The following is a 15,205-nucleotide window of genomic DNA, read 5'->3' on the forward strand; positions in this document are numbered from 1 at the left end:
GCGGCTCAGGCCCCGGTCTCCGGGGCGTACGTCCCGAAGCTCCAGACGTTCCCCCCGGCGTCCCGGGCCAGGTACTCCCGGGCGCCGTAGTCCTGGTCCGCCGGGGGCATCAGGATCTCCACGCCGTGCGCCACGGCCCGCTCGTGGTGGGCGTCCACGTCGTCCACCACGACGTACACGCCGGAGGGTCCGGCGTCCTTCAGGACGGTGTCGAGCGGGCCGCCGCGGCCCTTGGAGCCGATCATCACCACGCCGCCGGCCTGGATCAGCTCGGCGTGCAGGACCGTGCCGTCCGCCTTCTCGTACACCGACAGCTCGGTGAAGCCGAGGCCCTCGGTGAGCTGCCTGATCGCCGCCTTCGCGTCCGCGTACAGCAGCGTGGGGCAGACGCCCGGCCGCCCGCCGCCCGTACCCGTCATGCCGACCACTCCTTCGCCTACCGGTTCCGTCGTCCCCCGGCGGCCCTCGCACCGCACGCGTCTTCGCTTCCCACCGCACACAACACCCGAAACCGCCACATCCCCACCGGCCATCACCTGCCCGGGCGACTTTCCCCGCCCGCCCCGTCCCGCCACCCCGCCGCACCCGCCGCCGGTCACTAGGCTGCGCCCCCAGCCACGCCCAGGGGACAGCGAAGGGGGAAAAGGTGCCCACCCCGCCCCACCACCCGGCTCCGCCGTCCCCCCGCCCCCGCTCCCGTAACGCGTGCCTGTGCCGGGTGCTGGGGGTGGTGGCGGGGCTCTGCCTCCTCGTCGTGCTCCACCAGGCGCGGCCGCCGGCCTACGGAGACCGGCTCGTGGGCTCCGCGCAGGGGGAGCGGACGTGGGTGCCCCGGGTGCGGGGAGCCGTCGTGGCCGGGTACGGCACCCGCACCGGCGCCCCGAGCTGGCGCTACGCGCGCGCGGGGCACCGGCCCGTCGCCACGCTCCCCGCGCGCGGGCAGGCGATCACGCTCTGGGACGACGGGCTGCTCACCGCCACCGACGGCCGCACCGTGCGCTGGCACCGGGCCCTGCCCGACGCCGCCGAGTGGCTCCCCGCCCACGGCGGCACCGGCGTCCTGCGCCCCCTCGGCCACGGCATCCTCGTCGTCGTCACCCCGCACCGCGTCACCGCGTACCGCACCACCGACGGCGACCTGCGCTGGACACTGCCCGCCCGCGGCGGCTGCGCGTTCCGCCCCGAGGGCGCGGTCCGGCGCGGTACGGCCCTGCTGCTCGCCCAGCCCTGCGCGGACACCGCCTGGACCGGCCAGCTCGTCGCCCTGGACGATCTGGGCCGCATCGCCCCCGGCCGGACCCCGCTCGGCAACGATCCGCCCGGTCCGCGCCCCGGGCACCGGGACACAGGAAAACAGCTTGCCCCGCCCCGTTAGACTGGGACCCATGGCCATTCTCCTCGCGCATTAGACGGCGGGAACGTCCTCAGCCGCCCACCCGCCAACCTCTGTACGCCCTGGAGTCTGTCCGTGATCTCCGCCTCCGGTATCGAGCTGCGCGCCGGTGCGCGCGTCCTCATCGAGAACGCCACCTTCCGTGTCGCCAAGGGCGACCGCATCGGCCTCGTCGGCCGCAACGGCGCAGGCAAGACCACTCTCACCAAGTGCCTGGCCGGCGAGGGCATCCCCGCCTCCGGCACGATCACCCGCTCCGGCGAGGTCGGCTACCTCCCGCAGGACCCCCGCACCGGCGACCTCGACGTCCTCGCCCGCGACCGCATCCTGTCCGCGCGCGGCCTCGACGTACTGATCCGCAAGATGCGCGACAACGAGGAGCGGATCGCCAACGGCAAGGGCTCCACGCGCGAGAAGGCCATGAAGCAGTACGAGCGCCAGGAGACGGAGTTCCTCACCAAGGGCGGGTACGCCGCCGAGGCCGAGGCCGCCACCATCGCCGCCGCGCTGAACCTGCCCGACCGGGTGCTCGGCCAGCCGCTGCACACGCTCTCCGGCGGTCAGCGCCGCCGTATCGAGCTGGCCCGGATCCTGTTCTCCGACGCCGACACCCTGCTGCTGGACGAGCCCACCAACCACCTCGACGCGGACTCGATCATCTGGCTGCGGGACTACCTGAAGTCCTACCGCGGCGGTTTCATCGTCATCTCCCACGACGTCGACCTGGTCGAGACGGTCGTGAACAAGGTGTTCTACCTGGACGCCAACCGCGCCCAGATCGACGTCTACAACATGGGCTGGAAGCTCTACCAGCAGCAGCGCGAGGCCGACGAGAAGCGCCGCAAGCGCGAGCGCGCCAACGCCGAGAAGAAGGCCGCCGCCCTGCATTCGCAGGCCGACAAGATGCGCGCCAAGGCCACCAAGACGGTCGCCGCGCAGAACATGGCCCGCCGCGCGGACAAGCTGCTCTCCGGCCTGGAGGCGGTCCGCCAGTCCGACAAGGTCGCCAAGCTCCGCTTCCCCGAGCCCGCGCCCTGCGGCAAGACCCCGCTGATGGCCGAGGGCCTGTCGAAGTCGTACGGCTCCCTGGAGATCTTCACCGACGTCGACCTGGCCATCGACAAGGGCTCCCGGGTCGTCATCCTCGGCCTCAACGGCGCCGGCAAGACCACCCTGCTGCGTCTGCTCGGCGGCGTGGAGCAGCCCGACACCGGCCAGGTCGTCCCGGGCCACGGCCTCAAGCTGGGCTACTACGCCCAGGAGCACGAGACCCTCGACCCCGACCGCACCGTCCTGGAGAACATGCGCTCGGCCGCCCCCGACATGGACCTGGTCGAGGTCCGCAAGGTGCTCGGCTCGTTCCTGTTCTCCGGCGACGACGTCGACAAGCCGGCCGGCGTCCTCTCCGGCGGCGAGAAGACCCGGCTCGCCCTCGCCACGCTCGTCGTCTCCTCGGCGAACGTGCTGCTCCTGGACGAGCCGACGAACAACCTCGACCCGGCCAGCCGTGAGGAGATCCTCGGCGCCCTGCGCACCTACAAGGGCGCGGTCGTCCTCGTCACCCACGACGAGGGCGCCGTCGAGGCGCTCCAGCCGGAGCGGATCATCCTGCTCCCCGACGGCGTCGAGGACCTGTGGGGCTCCGGCTACGCGGACCTGGTCGCCCTGGCGTGATCGACGGGCCGGATCCCCCGGGCATGGATCATTCGGCCTATCCGTGATCCATCATCTGTGTGAGATCTCCTCGTATCGAGGTGTGTCGTACACGGATTTCGCGGCCGACCCCCCGGTAGCCGGAGGGCCGGCCGCTCGGCATTCCTGACCTGGTACTTCGCGAATCCACCCGTACGGACCCCCGGACGCCACCCACTGGAATTCCGCATTCCGCTTGTGGGGATCGCCTCCTGTCGTCACAACGATGTCTCACCGACCTTGCCGAATGGGTGGCCATCACGCCCGGGAGGGGTGATCATGAGGAGACCAGAGCGCACTTCCCATGAGGAGGCACGGGTGGCCGAGACTCTGAAGAAGGGCAGCCGGGTGACCGGCGCCGCGCGCGACAAGCTCGCGGCAGACCTGAAGAAGAAGTACGACTCCGGTGCGAGCATCCGGGCACTGGCCGAGGAGACCGGCCGCTCGTATGGCTTCGTGCACCGGATGCTCAGCGAGTCGGGCGTCACGCTCCGTGGGCGTGGCGGAGCGACCCGGGGTAAGAAGGCCGCTTCGTCCTGACTCCGGGCGGCCCATCGGCTTCGATGGTGGCCACCCGGTCGGCGGTCCGACCGGCCGGGTGGTTACTGTGCAGTCACTTAGCTCCGCTCTGCTGACCGCACCCATCGGAGGCACCCCATGGCTTCACCCGACCAGGACCTCGCTCCCGCACTCGACAAGGACGGGGTACGGCTCACCGTCGAGGACACCCTCGCCACGGTGACGCTGGCCAACCCGGCCAAGCGCAACGCGCAGACCCCCGCCCTGTGGCGGGCGCTCGCCGAGGCCGGGCGGCTGCTGCCGGGCTCCGTCCGCGTGGTCGTGCTGCGCGGCGAGGGCCAGTCGTTCTCCGCCGGGCTGGACCGCCGGATGTTCACTCCGGAGGGGATCCCGGGCGAGCCGACCTTCATCGAACTCGCGCGCCGTGACGACGCCGGGCTCGACGCCACCATCGCCGGATACCAGGAGGCGTTCACCTGGTGGCGGCGGACCGACCTCGTGTCCATCGCCGCCGTCCAGGGCCATGCCATCGGCGCCGGCTTCCAGCTCGCGCTGGGCTGCGACCTCAGGGTCGTCGCCGACGACGTCCAGTTCGCCATGCGCGAGACCAGCCTCGGCCTCGTCCCCGACCTGACCGGCACCCACCCGCTGGTCGGCCTCGTCGGGTACGCCCGCGCGCTGGAGATCTGCGCGACCGGGCGGTTCGTCGGGGCCGAGGAGGCCGTGGCGAGCGGGCTGGCCAACCTCGCCGTGCCCGCGACCGAACTGGACGCGACGGTGCGCGACCTGGCGGCGGCGCTGCTGGCCGCGCCCCGGGACGCCGTGGTGGAGACCAAGGCACTGCTGCGCGGCGCCGTCGACCGGACGTACGACGAGCAGCGCGCGGCCGAGCGCGCCGCCCAGGCCCGCCGCCTGCGCGACCTGGCCGGCCTCGGCGAGTAGGCCCCGAGCGCACGCGGCCGCCGGGCCCGCTCCACGGCCCGGCGGCCGCGCGCCGCGACGTCCCGGCACGCCCGCGCGCACCGGAGCGCCGTCAGAATCCGTGCCGCATGCCGCCGTCGACGGGCACCATGACCCCGGTCAGGTACGACGCGGCCGGAGACAGCAGGAACGCGGCCGTCCGGCCGAACTCCTCCGGCCGCCCGTAGCGGCGCAGCGGGATGCGCGAGGCGTTCGCGGTCCGGGTGGCCTCGGGGTCGGCGGACCGCCCGTCCAGCTCGCGGACGCGATCGGTGTCGATCCGGCCCGGCAGCACCCCCACCACCCGGATGCCGCGCGGCCCCAGCTCGTCGGCGATCGACTTGGCGAACCCGGCGAGCCCCGGCCGCAGCCCGTTGGAGACCGTCAGCCCCGGGATCGGCTCGTACACCGACCCGGACAGCACGAACGCGATCACCCCGCCCTCCGGCAGCTCGGCCGCCGCCGCGCGGGCCAGCCGTACCGCGCCGAGGAAGACGGACTCGAACGCGTCCCGCCACTGCTCGTCGGTGTTGTCGGCGACGAAGCCGGGCGCCGGCCCGCCCACGCTCACCAGCACCCCGTGGAAGCCCCCGAAGTTCTCCCGGGCCGCCCCGATCAGCCGCTCCGGAGCGCTCGGGTCGGCGTTGTCCACGGCCACGCCCACCGCGTTCGGGCCGAGGGCGGCGGCGGCCTCGGCGACCCGCTGCCCGTCCCGGCCGCTGACGACCACCTTCGCCCCGTCCGCGACGAGTTCCCGCGCGGTGGCGTTGCCCAGTCCCCGGGTGGCTCCGGTGACGACGTACACCCGGTCCTTCAGTCCAAGATCCATGGCCCTATCCTGCCCCGTCCTCCCCGAAGAGCGTGAGTGCGGTGTTCACCAGTCCGATGTGGCTGAACGCCTGCGGGAAGTTGCCGAGCTGGCAGCCGCCGACGGGGTCGTACTCCTCGGCCAGCAGGCCCACGTCGTTGCACAGGCCCACCAGCCGGTCGAACAGCTCGCGGGCCTCCCGTGTCCGGCCGGTCACGTGCAGCGCGTCGGCCAGCCAGAAGGAACAGGCGAGGAAGGCTCCCTCGCCGCTCGGCAGCCCGTCGATCACCGAGTCGTCGGTGTCGTAGCGGCGCAGGAAGCCGCCGTGCCCGAGGTCGTCGCGGATGGCGTCGACCGTGCCGACCACCCGGGGATCGTCCGGCGGCAGGAAGCCCACGCGCGGGATGAGCAGCAGCGCGGCGTCCAGTTCCCGGGAGCCGTAGGACTGGGTGAAGGTGTTCCGCTCCGGGTCGAAGCCCTTCTCGCACACCTCCCGGTGCACCTCGTCGCGCAGCCGGCGCCAGCCCTCCAGGTCGCCGCTCAGCTCCGGGTGCCGCTCCAGCGTCCGCACGGCCCGGTCGGCGGCCACCCACACCATCACCTTGGAGTGCACGAACTGCCGCCGGCCGCCGCGCACCTCCCACAGGCCCTCGTCCGGCTGCCGCCACGCCGACTCCAGGAAGCCCATCAGCGACCGCTGCATGGCCCACATGTGCGGCTTGGGGGACAGCCCCGAGGTGCGGGCCAGCGACAGCGAGTCCATCACCTCGCCGTACACGTCCAGCTGGAGCTGGTCGACGGCGCCGTTGCCGACGCGCACGGGGGCGGAGCCGGCGAAACCGGGCAGCCACGGCAGTTCCGTCTCCGGCAGCCGCCGCTCGCCCGCCACGCCGTACATGATCTGGAGGTCGGCCGGGTTGCCGGCGACCGCGCGCAGCAGCCAGTCCCGCCACGCCCCGGCCTCCTCCTGGTAGCCCGCGGTGAGCAGCGCGCCGAGGGTGAGGGTGGAGTCGCGCAGCCAGCAGTACCGGTAGTCCCAGTTGCGCACGCCGCCCGGCTTCTCGGGCAGCGAGGTGGTCGCCGCGGCGACGATCCCGCCGGTCGGGGCGTAGGTGAGGGCCTTGAGGGTGATGAGGGAGCGCACCACCGCCTCCCGGTACGGCCCGTCGTAACGGCACCGCCCGGTCCAGGCCCGCCAGTCGGCGACGCTGCTCTCCAGCGCTTCGTACGGGTCGATCAGCGGCGGGCGCTTCTCGTGCGAGGGGTGCCAGGTGAGCACGAACGCGACCCGCTCGCCCTCGGCGACGGTGAACTCCGAGTGGGTGCCGTACCGCTCGCCCCAGGTGCGCACGTCCGGCTCGGTGCGCAGCCAGGCGGAGTCCGGGCCGGCGACGGCCACCCGGTGGCCGTCCGCGCGGCGCACCCACGGCATGATCGAGCCGTAGTCGAAGCGCAGCCGCAGCGTGCTGCGGACGGTGACCCGGCCGCGGACGCCCTCCACGATCCGTACGACGTCGGGGGCGCGCTCGCGCTGCGGCATCAGGTCGGTGACGCGCACCGCGCCGTCCGCCGTCTCCCACTCGGTGTCCAGGACGAGGGTGTCGGGCCGGTAGGCGCGGCGGGCGCAGACGTCCGCTCCCTCGGGCGCGATCCGCCAGTGGCCGTGGTCCTCGTCGCCCAGCAGCCGGGCGAAGCAGGCACCGGAGTCGAAGCGTGGCAGGCACAGCCAGTCGATCGAGCCGTCCTTGCCGACCAGGGCCGCGGTCTGTTCGTCCCCGATGAGGGCGTAGTCGTCGATGCGCGCGTTCACGGGATCCGGTTTCCCGGCAGCCCAGAGGGCCAACCAGGTGGTCGGCCGGGGGAGTGAGACGTGAGGGGGACGGGCGGGGTCCGGCCGGTGGCCGGGGCGGGCGTGGGGGGAGGGCGGACCGGGGTCAGACCGGGGCCGGTTCGTTCTCCTCGGTGCGGCTCTCCGCCGCGGCCTCCGCCCGGTCGCGCAGCTCGCGCCGGACCAGGAACCACCAGCCGACCGGGACGGCCGCCGCGAACAGCCACCACTGGATCATGTACGCGTAGTTCAGCGGGGCGTCCTCGCTGCCCGGGTCGGAGATCTGCTCCGGGGAGCCGTTCTCGGCGCGGGGCGCGGTCTGCTGGATGTAGCCGCCGAGCACCCGCGCGTCCAGCCGCCGGGCCTCCTCGGCGCTGTTGATCAGCATGATCTGCCGGTCGGGCAGGCCCTTGACGTTCTTGATGCCGCTCGCGGCGGTCGTCTCGTCGGCCATCAGCCGTCCGGTGACGGTGGTCCGCCCGGCCGGCGGCGCCGGCACCTTGGGATAGTCGGTCTGCGCCCCGTTCGCGGGGATCCAGCCCCGGTTGACGAGCAATACCTTGCCGTCGTCGAGGACGAGGGGGGTGAGGACGTGGAAGCCGACCTCGCCGTCGGAGTTGACACGGCGGCGGACCACGACCTCCTTCGAGGTGTCGAAGGTGCCGGTCGCGGTGACCGTGCGGTACTTCTCGGTGCGGGACACCGCGTGCCCGGGGGAGGTCAGCCGCTCGACCGGGACGGGGTCGGCGTGCAGCGCGGCGGAGACCAGGTCGTTGCGGGCCGTGCGCTCCTCGTAGCGGTGCTGCTGCCAGAAGCCCAGCCTGATCATCGTCGGGATCAGCGCGATCGCGACGAGGGTGAGGATCACCCACTGGCGGGACAGCAGGAAGCGGTAGCGGTGCACCCCACGACGGTACCTCCGCGTCATGGGGTGCGTTCAGGCGGGTACCGGGTCAGACCCGGTCGACGATGCCGGCCCTCCCCTCGGCCCGGGCGCAGTGCGCGCCGCAGTACCAGTGGCCCTCCACCTCCACGCCCTGGCCGATGATCTGCACCCGGCAGTGCTCGCAGAGCGGGGCCATGCGGTGGATCGCACAGGAGAAGCAGTCGAAGACGTGCACGGCGCCCTGCGCGTGCACCTCGAAGGTCATTCCGTAGTCATTGCCGCAGACTTCGCATGTCGCCATGCGCCACAGGGTGAGCCGTCGCCGTTTCCCCGGCGAGCCGGTGCCGGGTGAGTCGTGGGGCAATCACCCGTTCGTACGATGAACCGCGCGCGTCCTCGGCTACTCGTCGGCGGGCTCCACGTCCCTCAGCAGCTGCCCGAACGCGGCCTCGTCCAGGATCGGCGTGCCGTACTGCCGGGCCTTGACCGTCTTCGACGTGCCCGAGTCCGGGTCGTTGGTCACCAGCAGGCTGGTCAGCCGGGAGATGCTGCCGGCCACGTGCAGCCCGGCCTCGGTGGCGCGGTCCTCCAGCAGCTCGCGCTCCGTCGACGTGTCACCCGAGAAGGCGACCCGCATGCCCTGTTTGAGCCTTTTGCCGTCTTCATAGCGACCGGGGTTGGGATAGGGGCATGCGGGCCTTTTGCGGGAGGGGCGCCAACCGCCCTGCCGATAGCCGCCGTAGCCGCCGGACGCCTGCCGGGGCACCGGCCGGTCCGACCACTCCGTCAGCGGCCGGCACTCCAGCAGCGGCAGCCGGACGCCGCCCGCCGCCGCGGCCCGCAGGCTGGGCCGGAACGCCTCCGCCAGCACCCGCGCGTCGTCCAGCGCGTGGTGCGCCCGCTGCTGGACGACCCCGAAGTGGGCCGCCAGCGACTCCAGCTTGAAGTTGGGCAGCGGCAGCCCCAGCTCCTTCGACAGCGCGATGGTGCACAGCCGCTGGCGCACCGGCGCCTCGCGCCGCACGCGCGCGTACTCCCGCGCGATCATCTGCCAGTCGAAGACGGCGTTGTGCGCCACCAGCACCCGGCCGTCCAGGCGGGCCGCGAACTCCTCGGCCACGTCCGCGAACAGCGGCGCGCCGTCGAGCATCTCGCTCGTCAGGCCGTGTATCCACACGGGTCCCGGATCGCGCTGCGGGTTGACGAGCGTGTACCAGTGGTCCTCGACCTCGCCGAGCGCGTCCAGCCGGTACACGGCCGCCGAGATGATCCGGTCGTCGCGGGCCAGTCCGGTGGTCTCCACGTCAACGACCGCGTATCCCTTCGGATACGCGGCCGGCCACGGGGTGGCGGAGGGCGCGGCGGTCGCACGGTCTTCGAGCATGGTCACTGAGGATACGGGCCGCCACCGACAGCGCCGTCCCCCAGGTCGGGCACCCGCACCCCGGACCCGCCCGCGCACTCGGCCACCGCACATACGCGCGCGTGCCCGCGCACTCCGTCCTCGTACGCGCGTGCCCGCTCACCCGGCACCGGCCACCGCCGCGTCCGCCACTGGCTGCCGTCCATCGACTCCCTTCCCGGGCAGGCCGCTCCCCGCCCCGGACCGTCGTGCCGGTGTCGCGGGTGACGGTTCGTCACAGGGGCCCGGTGAAGGGCGGTGCGATACGGCCCGGTGGCCGGGGCGGAGTTCACCGGTCCGGCGTTCGCCCGGGGCAGCGGTCCGGGCGTGGTGGCAGCGGTCCTCCGGCACCCTGCCCGCGCCCCCTCCGCCGCGGTGTCCCGCTCCGCCGGCCGGCCCCGCGTCGGTGCGGCGCCCGGGGCGCTGCCGGTGGGATCCTCCCTGCTGTGACGGAACCCACCCACGACGAGCTCCACGGCGGCGCGCTCGGCTCCCGGCTGAACTGGCTGCGGGCCGCCGTACTGGGCGCGAACGACGGCATCGTCTCCACCGCCGGCCTGGTCGTCGGTGTGGCCGGCGCCACCGGGAGCCGCTCCGCGCTGCTCACCGCCGGACTGGCGGGACTGCTCGCCGGCTCGATGTCCATGGCGGCCGGCGAGTACGTCTCCGTCTCCACCCAGCGCGACTCCGAGATGGCCGCGCTGGCCGCGGAGCGCCGGGAGCTGCGCGACCGGCCGGAGGCCGAACTGCGGGAGCTGACCGAGCTGCTGGCCCGGCGCGGCCTGTCCCGGGACGTGGCCCGCGAGGCCGCCGAACAGCTCACCGCGCGGGACGCGCTGCGGGCCCACGCGCGCGTGGAGCTGGGCATCGACCCGGACGAGCTGACCAACCCCTGGCACGCGGCCTGGGCGAGCTTCCTGGCCTTCACCGTGGGCGCGCTGCTCCCGCTGCTGGCCATCGTGCTGCCCCCGGCCGGCGCCCGGCTCCCCGTCACCGTGTGCTGCGTCCTCGCCGCCCTGGTCCTCACCGGCTGGAGCAGCGCCCGCCTCGGCGCGGCCCGCCCCCCGCGCGCGGTGGTGCGCAACGTGGCCGGCGGGGCGCTGGCGATGGGCGTGACCTACGCGGCGGGCAGCCTGCTGGGGGCGGCCGGGGTGTGAGCGCGCGGACACCGGTGCCGCGGCCGGGACGGCGGCACCCGCGCCGGCTCGGCCAGGGCCCGTACGGACGTCTCGTCCGCTCTTCGACGGCGAGCCCGGCACCGGCCCGGAAACCGGCCGCGACGGCCGGCCGCGCGGGACGCCGCGGGCACGACGTACGGTGAAGTGCGCCCGCCGCTCGCGGGCACGCCGCACCGCCCCGCACGAGCCCCGCACGAGAAGGACCCCGTCATGCGCGCCACCACCATCCACGCCCCGTACGAGATGCGCGTGGAGGACGTCCCCGACCCCGTGGTGCGGTTGCCCACCGACGCCGTCGTCCGGGTGCTGCGCGCCTGCATCTGCGGCAGCGACCTGTGGGCCTACCGGGGCGAGGCGGCCCGGCAGCCGGGCCAGCGGATCGGGCACGAGTTCCTCGGCGTCGTGGAGGAGACCGGCTCCGAGGTGGGCAGCGTCCGCCGCGGTGACCTGGTGGTCGCGCCCTTCATGTGGTCCGACGGCGTCTGCGACTACTGCCGCGAGGGCCTGACCACCTCCTGCGAGCACGGCGGCTTCTGGGGCTCGGTCGGCTACGACGGCGGCCAGGGCGAGGCCGTCCGCGTGCCGTTCGCCGACGGCACCCTCGTCCGGCTGCCCAAGGAGGCGGCCACGGACGACCACCTGCTGTCCGCCCTGCTGACCCTGTCCGACGTGCTCGGCACCGGCCACCACGCGGCCCTCGGCGCGGGCGCCCGGCCCGGGGCCACGGTCGCCGTCGTCGGGGACGGCGCGGTCGGCCTGTGCGCCGTCCTGGCCGCCAAGCGGCTCGGCGCCGAGCGGATCATCGCCCTGGGCCGGCACCGGGTGCGGACCGACATCGCGCGCCGGTTCGGCGCCACCGACGTGGTCGCCGAGCGCGGGGAGGCCGCCGTCGAGGCCGTCCGCGAGCTGACCCGCGGCCAGGGCGCGCACGCCGTCGTGGAGGCGGTCGGCACCGAGCAGTCCATGCGGACGGCCGTCGGCATCACCCGGGACGGCGGCGCCATCGGCTTCGTGGGCGTGCCCCACGGCAGCGGCACCGGCCTGGACCTCGGCGTGATGTTCGACCGGAACATCGCGCTGCGCGGCGGGGTCGCCCCGGTCCGCGCCTACATCCCCGACCTGCTGCCCGACGTCCTCGACGGCACGATCGACCCCTCCCCGGTGTTCGACCTGACCGTCGACATCGAGGGCGTCCCGGCCGGTTACCGGGCGATGGACGAGCGCACGGCCCTGAAGGTGCTGGTCACCAACGACCGGTGACCGCGTGTGTCACCCGCCGCCGGCCGGGGCGGCGGTCCAGCGGGCCGGGTCCGAACCCCAGGGCGCCGGGGGCCGGGCCCAGCCGGCGGGTCCGCCCGTGAAGGACACGGCCGGGCGGGCGTGCCGCAGCCGGCCCAGCGCGCCGCCGGTCTCGGCCAGCCAGGCGTCCGGACCCGGGTACGGCTCCCCCTCGGCCGGTTCCGGGCGGATGCCGTGGGCCAGCCAGTGCGCGGTCCGGGCCAGCGCGAGCCGCACCAGCCGGCTCCCGCCGTCGTACGACTGCTCGGTCAGCGCCCGCAGCACGGCCGCCGCCAGCAGATAGCCGGTGCCGTGGTCCAGGGCCTGCGCGGGCAGCGCGCCCGGCTCCCCGGCCGTGCCCTCGGTGACCGCGATGCCGGTGGCGACCTGCACCAGGCTGTCGAAGCCGCGCCGCGCGTGCCACGGCCCGTACGCGCCCCACGCCGACACCTGCGCCACGACCAGCCCGGGGTGGCGCCCGGCCAGCGCCTCGGGGGAGAGCCCGAACCGGTCCAGGGCGCCCGGCCGGTAGCCGGTGACCACGACGTCCGCCGTGCTCAGCAGGTCTTCGAGGACATCGCGGCCGGTGTCCAGGTCCAGCGTGGCGGACCGCTTGCCGAAGCCGGTGTCGGCGTGCTGGTCGGGCAGTTCCGGCAGCCACGGGGCGTCCAGGCGCAGCACGTCCGCGCCGAGCAGGGCGAGGGTGCGGGTGGCGACCGGACCCGCCAGGACCCGGGTCAGGTCCAGGACGCGCAGTCCGGATGCCGGCAGCAGGGCGGCGGCACCGGGAACGGGCGGCGGGAACACGCGCGGGGGCGCCGTGTCCGGCCAGGAGCGCTCGACCAGCGGGCGCGCGGCCACCTCGGCCGCCTGCGGGTGTGCCGCCCACTCCCCGGGGGTGCGCAGGGCCACGGCGAGACCGCCCGCGCCGCCGACGGTCTCCTCCACCTCCAGGGCGGGGCGCCCGGCCAGGTGTCCGGCGACGCGGTCCGCCGAGGCGTCCGCGGGCAGCCCCAGCGCGCCGAGCAACCGGGCTTGGTGGTGCGGGTAGTTGGCGTGGGTGCGCACCCAGCCGTCGGCCGTGCGCCAGAACCGGGACAGGGGCGCGAAGGAGACCGGTGCCCGGCCGTCGATCCGCAGCAGCCGCTCGCTGTGGAAGGCCGCAGCGACCGCGCCGTCGTCGACCCGGACGCCCGGGACCTCGGGGAGGGCGGCCCGGCGGGCCGCCAGCTCCGCCGCGGCCAGCGCGCAGGCGCCCACGCAGGCCCGGGCCAGCTCCCGCACGGGAAGGCGCGCCGCGAGCACGCCCTCCCGCGGGACGAGGGTGAGCCGGGACAGCCGGGCGGGGTCGCCGCCCAGCGCGGACCACGCGTACGTGAGTGCAGTCATGACTGCACTATGCATGATTGATTGAATCAACCCAGCGAGGGGCGCGCCCGCGCAGCCGCCCCCCGTGATGCCTACCTGGTCACCGCGGCCAGCGCGTCCGTCACTCCCCAGCCGTAGAAGCCGTTGTGGTTCTTCGTTCCCTCGCACACCGCGTCCACCTTGCCGTCGCCGTCGATGTCGTACGGGTCCGTGCAGGGGGTGGCGGTGGCCTCCGCGTACAGCAGCGCCTTCACGGCCGCCGCCGGGGCGTGCGGATGGGTTGACTTGATCAATGCGGCGACACCGGCGACGTGCGGGGCGGCCATGGACGTCCCGGCCATGTAGCCGTACTTGCCGCCCGGCAGCGTGCCCAGGACCAGGCCGCTGACCGCGGGGGGCTGCGGCGCCTGGAGGCGGTCGCCGCCGGGCGCGGCGATGTCCACCACGCCGAGACCGTGGTTGGAGAACGACGACTTCAGGCCCTTCGCGCCGGTCGCCGCGACCGTGACGACGCCCGGCAGCTGGGTCGGTATGTCGAAGCACTCGTGCGGGTCGACCACCCGGTCCGAGGGGGTGCCGTCGTTCGGCGAGTCCTCGTCGGTGATCGCGTCGGAGGCGAGGTCGTAGTTCTCGTTGCCCGCCGCCGCGACGTTGACCGCGCCCTTGCGCTCCGCGTAGCGCGAGGCCCGGGTGACGGCGTCCACCAGTGCCTTCTGGTCGGGGTCGGAGGTGCAGTTGAAGTACCACGGGTCGGTGTAATAGCTGTTGTTGGTCACGTCGACGTGGTGCTCGGCCGCCCACACGAAGCCGCAGACCACGGCCTCGGTGTAGAAGAAGCCGTCCGGGTTGCCCACCTTGATGCCCGCGACCTTCACCCCCGGCGCCACGCCCGTCATGCCCACGCCGTTCTTCGCCGCCGCGATCTCGCCCGCCACGTGCGTGCCGTGCGGGCTCTCCGCCGCGCCCGGCCGCCAGGCGCCGTCCGTGGTGTCCGGCTTGCCCGACACGCAGTTGACGGAGGCCGCGCGGTCGAAGTTGGGCGCGATGTCCGGGTGGGTGTCGTCGACGCCCGTGTCGATGACGGCGACCGTGACGTCCGGGCTGCCCAGGGTCTTCTCGTGCGCCTTGTCCGCCTTGATGGCCGGCAAGTCCCACTGCAACGGCTCCAGCGGGTCCTGTCCGGCGGCGGCCCGGACGCCGGCGGCCTCGGCCGCGCTCAGCGCCTTCGGTGTGCCCACGTCGGTGGTGGACTGGGCGGGCAGCGGGCGGTTGCGCGTCGCGCCCGCCGACTCGACCCCGCGCACGGCGCGGATCCGCTGGGCGAAGCCGGGGTCCGCGGAGTGGACGACGATCACCCCGATCCGGTCGTAACTCGTCACCACCGTCCCGCCGTTGCGGGTGATCGCCCGCCGCACCGACTCGATCGTGGAGCGGCCCGTACCGGTGTTCACCACGTACGACAGGGCGGGGCCGTCCGCCGCCCGCGCCACCGGGGCCTCCGCGGCCGCCGAGGGGGCCGCCGAGGCCGCCGACGGCAGGAAACCGAGCGTGGCGGTCAGCGACAGCGCGGCCGGTACGGCGAGCGCCAGTCGGCGTCTGGAGCGCAGATGAGCCATGGGATCTCCACATCATCCGGATACGGAACCGCCCGGAACGCAGGTGGCTGTCCGGGCAGGTGCGTGACGAGGCGGTGCAGGGCCGAAGCTATCCGCCCGCGCTGATCTCCGAAAGGCCCAGGCGTACTTGAACCGGCGCCCGGGCGGCGCCGTGACCGTGGACGGGAGGCCCGAAAGGATCAGGTCCCCTACGGGAATCACCGGATGGAGTCGACTGATGACTCATTGTAATGTGTTCCCGTCCCTGCGAGATCAGCAAGCGCACGTTCGTGACGCG

14 protein-coding genes are annotated in these 15,205 nt (G+C 74.2%); 6 read left to right on the forward strand and 8 right to left on the reverse strand.

The annotated features are described in order from the left end of the window. Positions 1 to 5: 5 nt before the first annotated feature. Positions 6 to 419 (reverse strand): VOC family protein, encoded by a 414-nt coding sequence (locus ACZ4W9_RS19955; protein WP_467937477.1) that lies wholly within the window; start codon positions 417 to 419, stop codon positions 6 to 8. 227 nt (positions 420 to 646) lie between these two features. Between ACZ4W9_RS19955 and ACZ4W9_RS19960 the strand changes: the two genes are divergently transcribed. The 4 genes from ACZ4W9_RS19960 (at position 647) to ACZ4W9_RS19975 (ending at position 4,546) form a co-directional block, all read left to right on the forward strand. Then, positions 647 to 1,375 (forward strand): hypothetical protein, encoded by a 729-nt coding sequence (locus ACZ4W9_RS19960; RefSeq protein ID WP_467937479.1) that lies wholly within the window; start codon positions 647 to 649, stop codon positions 1,373 to 1,375. Positions 1,376 to 1,468: 93 nt separating this feature from the next. Beyond that, positions 1,469 to 3,067 (forward strand): ABC-F family ATP-binding cassette domain-containing protein, encoded by a 1,599-nt coding sequence (locus ACZ4W9_RS19965; protein ID WP_467937481.1) that lies wholly within the window; start codon positions 1,469 to 1,471, stop codon positions 3,065 to 3,067. A 336-nt stretch (positions 3,068 to 3,403) separates the two neighbouring features. Beyond that, positions 3,404 to 3,625, forward strand: coding sequence for a helix-turn-helix domain-containing protein (locus ACZ4W9_RS19970; protein WP_004002281.1), 222 nt, complete (start codon positions 3,404 to 3,406; stop codon positions 3,623 to 3,625). Between the two features lie 117 nt (positions 3,626 to 3,742). Beyond that, positions 3,743 to 4,546 carry an enoyl-CoA hydratase/isomerase family protein gene (locus ACZ4W9_RS19975; RefSeq protein ID WP_467937483.1) on the forward strand — a complete coding sequence of 268 codons (804 nt, stop codon included), beginning with the start codon at positions 3,743 to 3,745 and terminating at the stop codon, positions 4,544 to 4,546. Positions 4,547 to 4,637: 91 nt separating this feature from the next. On the opposite strand, the gene ACZ4W9_RS19980 is transcribed toward ACZ4W9_RS19975, so the two are convergent. The 5 genes from ACZ4W9_RS19980 to ACZ4W9_RS20000 all read right to left on the reverse strand — a co-directional run bounded on the left by ACZ4W9_RS19980 (position 4,638) and on the right by ACZ4W9_RS20000 (position 9,470). After that, complete coding sequence (locus ACZ4W9_RS19980; RefSeq protein WP_467937485.1) at positions 4,638 to 5,393, reverse strand: SDR family oxidoreductase; 756 nt, start codon at positions 5,391 to 5,393, stop codon at positions 4,638 to 4,640. A 4-nt stretch (positions 5,394 to 5,397) separates the two neighbouring features. Next, positions 5,398 to 7,182: a glycoside hydrolase family 15 protein gene (locus ACZ4W9_RS19985; RefSeq protein WP_467937487.1), complete on the reverse strand. Its 1,785-nt coding sequence runs from the start codon at positions 7,180 to 7,182 to the stop codon at positions 5,398 to 5,400. 124 nt (positions 7,183 to 7,306) lie between these two features. Beyond that, entirely contained in the window at positions 7,307 to 8,104 is a 798-nt protein-coding gene (locus ACZ4W9_RS19990) for an SURF1 family cytochrome oxidase biogenesis protein (protein WP_467937489.1), read from the reverse strand. Between the two features lie 49 nt (positions 8,105 to 8,153). Further along, positions 8,154 to 8,387: a hypothetical protein gene (locus ACZ4W9_RS19995; protein WP_467937491.1), complete on the reverse strand. Its 234-nt coding sequence runs from the start codon at positions 8,385 to 8,387 to the stop codon at positions 8,154 to 8,156. 99 nt (positions 8,388 to 8,486) lie between these two features. Further along, positions 8,487 to 9,470: a DEDDh family exonuclease gene (locus ACZ4W9_RS20000; RefSeq protein WP_467937493.1), complete on the reverse strand. Its 984-nt coding sequence runs from the start codon at positions 9,468 to 9,470 to the stop codon at positions 8,487 to 8,489. Positions 9,471 to 9,934: 464 nt separating this feature from the next. On the opposite strand from ACZ4W9_RS20000, the gene ACZ4W9_RS20005 reads away from it, so the two are divergent. Further along, positions 9,935 to 10,645, forward strand: coding sequence for a VIT1/CCC1 transporter family protein (locus ACZ4W9_RS20005; protein WP_467937495.1), 711 nt, complete (start codon positions 9,935 to 9,937; stop codon positions 10,643 to 10,645). A 231-nt stretch (positions 10,646 to 10,876) separates the two neighbouring features. After that, positions 10,877 to 11,926 (forward strand): zinc-dependent alcohol dehydrogenase family protein, encoded by a 1,050-nt coding sequence (locus ACZ4W9_RS20010; RefSeq protein ID WP_467937497.1) that lies wholly within the window; start codon positions 10,877 to 10,879, stop codon positions 11,924 to 11,926. Positions 11,927 to 11,935: 9 nt separating this feature from the next. Here the strand turns inward: ACZ4W9_RS20010 and ACZ4W9_RS20015 are convergent, their stop codons facing one another. Together ACZ4W9_RS20015 and ACZ4W9_RS20020 are read right to left on the reverse strand one after the other, a co-directional pair. After that, on the reverse strand, positions 11,936 to 13,333 hold the full coding sequence (locus tag ACZ4W9_RS20015; RefSeq protein WP_467937499.1) for a CoA transferase: 1,398 nt from the start codon (positions 13,331 to 13,333) through the stop codon (positions 11,936 to 11,938). A 71-nt stretch (positions 13,334 to 13,404) separates the two neighbouring features. Then, positions 13,405 to 14,928 carry a S8 family peptidase gene (locus tag ACZ4W9_RS20020; protein ID WP_467937501.1) on the reverse strand — a complete coding sequence of 508 codons (1,524 nt, stop codon included), beginning with the start codon at positions 14,926 to 14,928 and terminating at the stop codon, positions 13,405 to 13,407. Between the last annotated feature and the right edge of the window lie 277 nt (positions 14,929 to 15,205).

This window comes from Streptomyces sp. NPDC029296 (assembly GCF_055569255.1).

Excerpts from the sequence above, each read along its gene's own strand:
- ACZ4W9_RS19975 (WP_467937483.1), top strand. The coding sequence starts at position 3,743 with ATGGCTTCACCCGACCAGGACCTCGCTCCCGCACTCGACAAGGACGGG.
- ACZ4W9_RS19980 (WP_467937485.1), bottom strand. The coding sequence starts at position 5,393 with ATGGATCTTGGACTGAAGGACCGGGTGTACGTCGTCACCGGAGCCACC.
- ACZ4W9_RS20000 (WP_467937493.1), bottom strand. The coding sequence starts at position 9,470 with ATGCTCGAAGACCGTGCGACCGCCGCGCCCTCCGCCACCCCGTGGCCG.
- ACZ4W9_RS19995 (WP_467937491.1), bottom strand. The coding sequence starts at position 8,387 with ATGGCGACATGCGAAGTCTGCGGCAATGACTACGGAATGACCTTCGAG.
- ACZ4W9_RS19955 (WP_467937477.1), bottom strand. The coding sequence starts at position 419 with ATGACGGGTACGGGCGGCGGGCGGCCGGGCGTCTGCCCCACGCTGCTG.
- ACZ4W9_RS20020 (WP_467937501.1), bottom strand. The coding sequence starts at position 14,928 with ATGGCTCATCTGCGCTCCAGACGCCGACTGGCGCTCGCCGTACCGGCC.
- ACZ4W9_RS20015 (WP_467937499.1), bottom strand. The coding sequence starts at position 13,333 with ATGACTGCACTCACGTACGCGTGGTCCGCGCTGGGCGGCGACCCCGCC.
- ACZ4W9_RS20010 (WP_467937497.1), top strand. The coding sequence starts at position 10,877 with ATGCGCGCCACCACCATCCACGCCCCGTACGAGATGCGCGTGGAGGAC.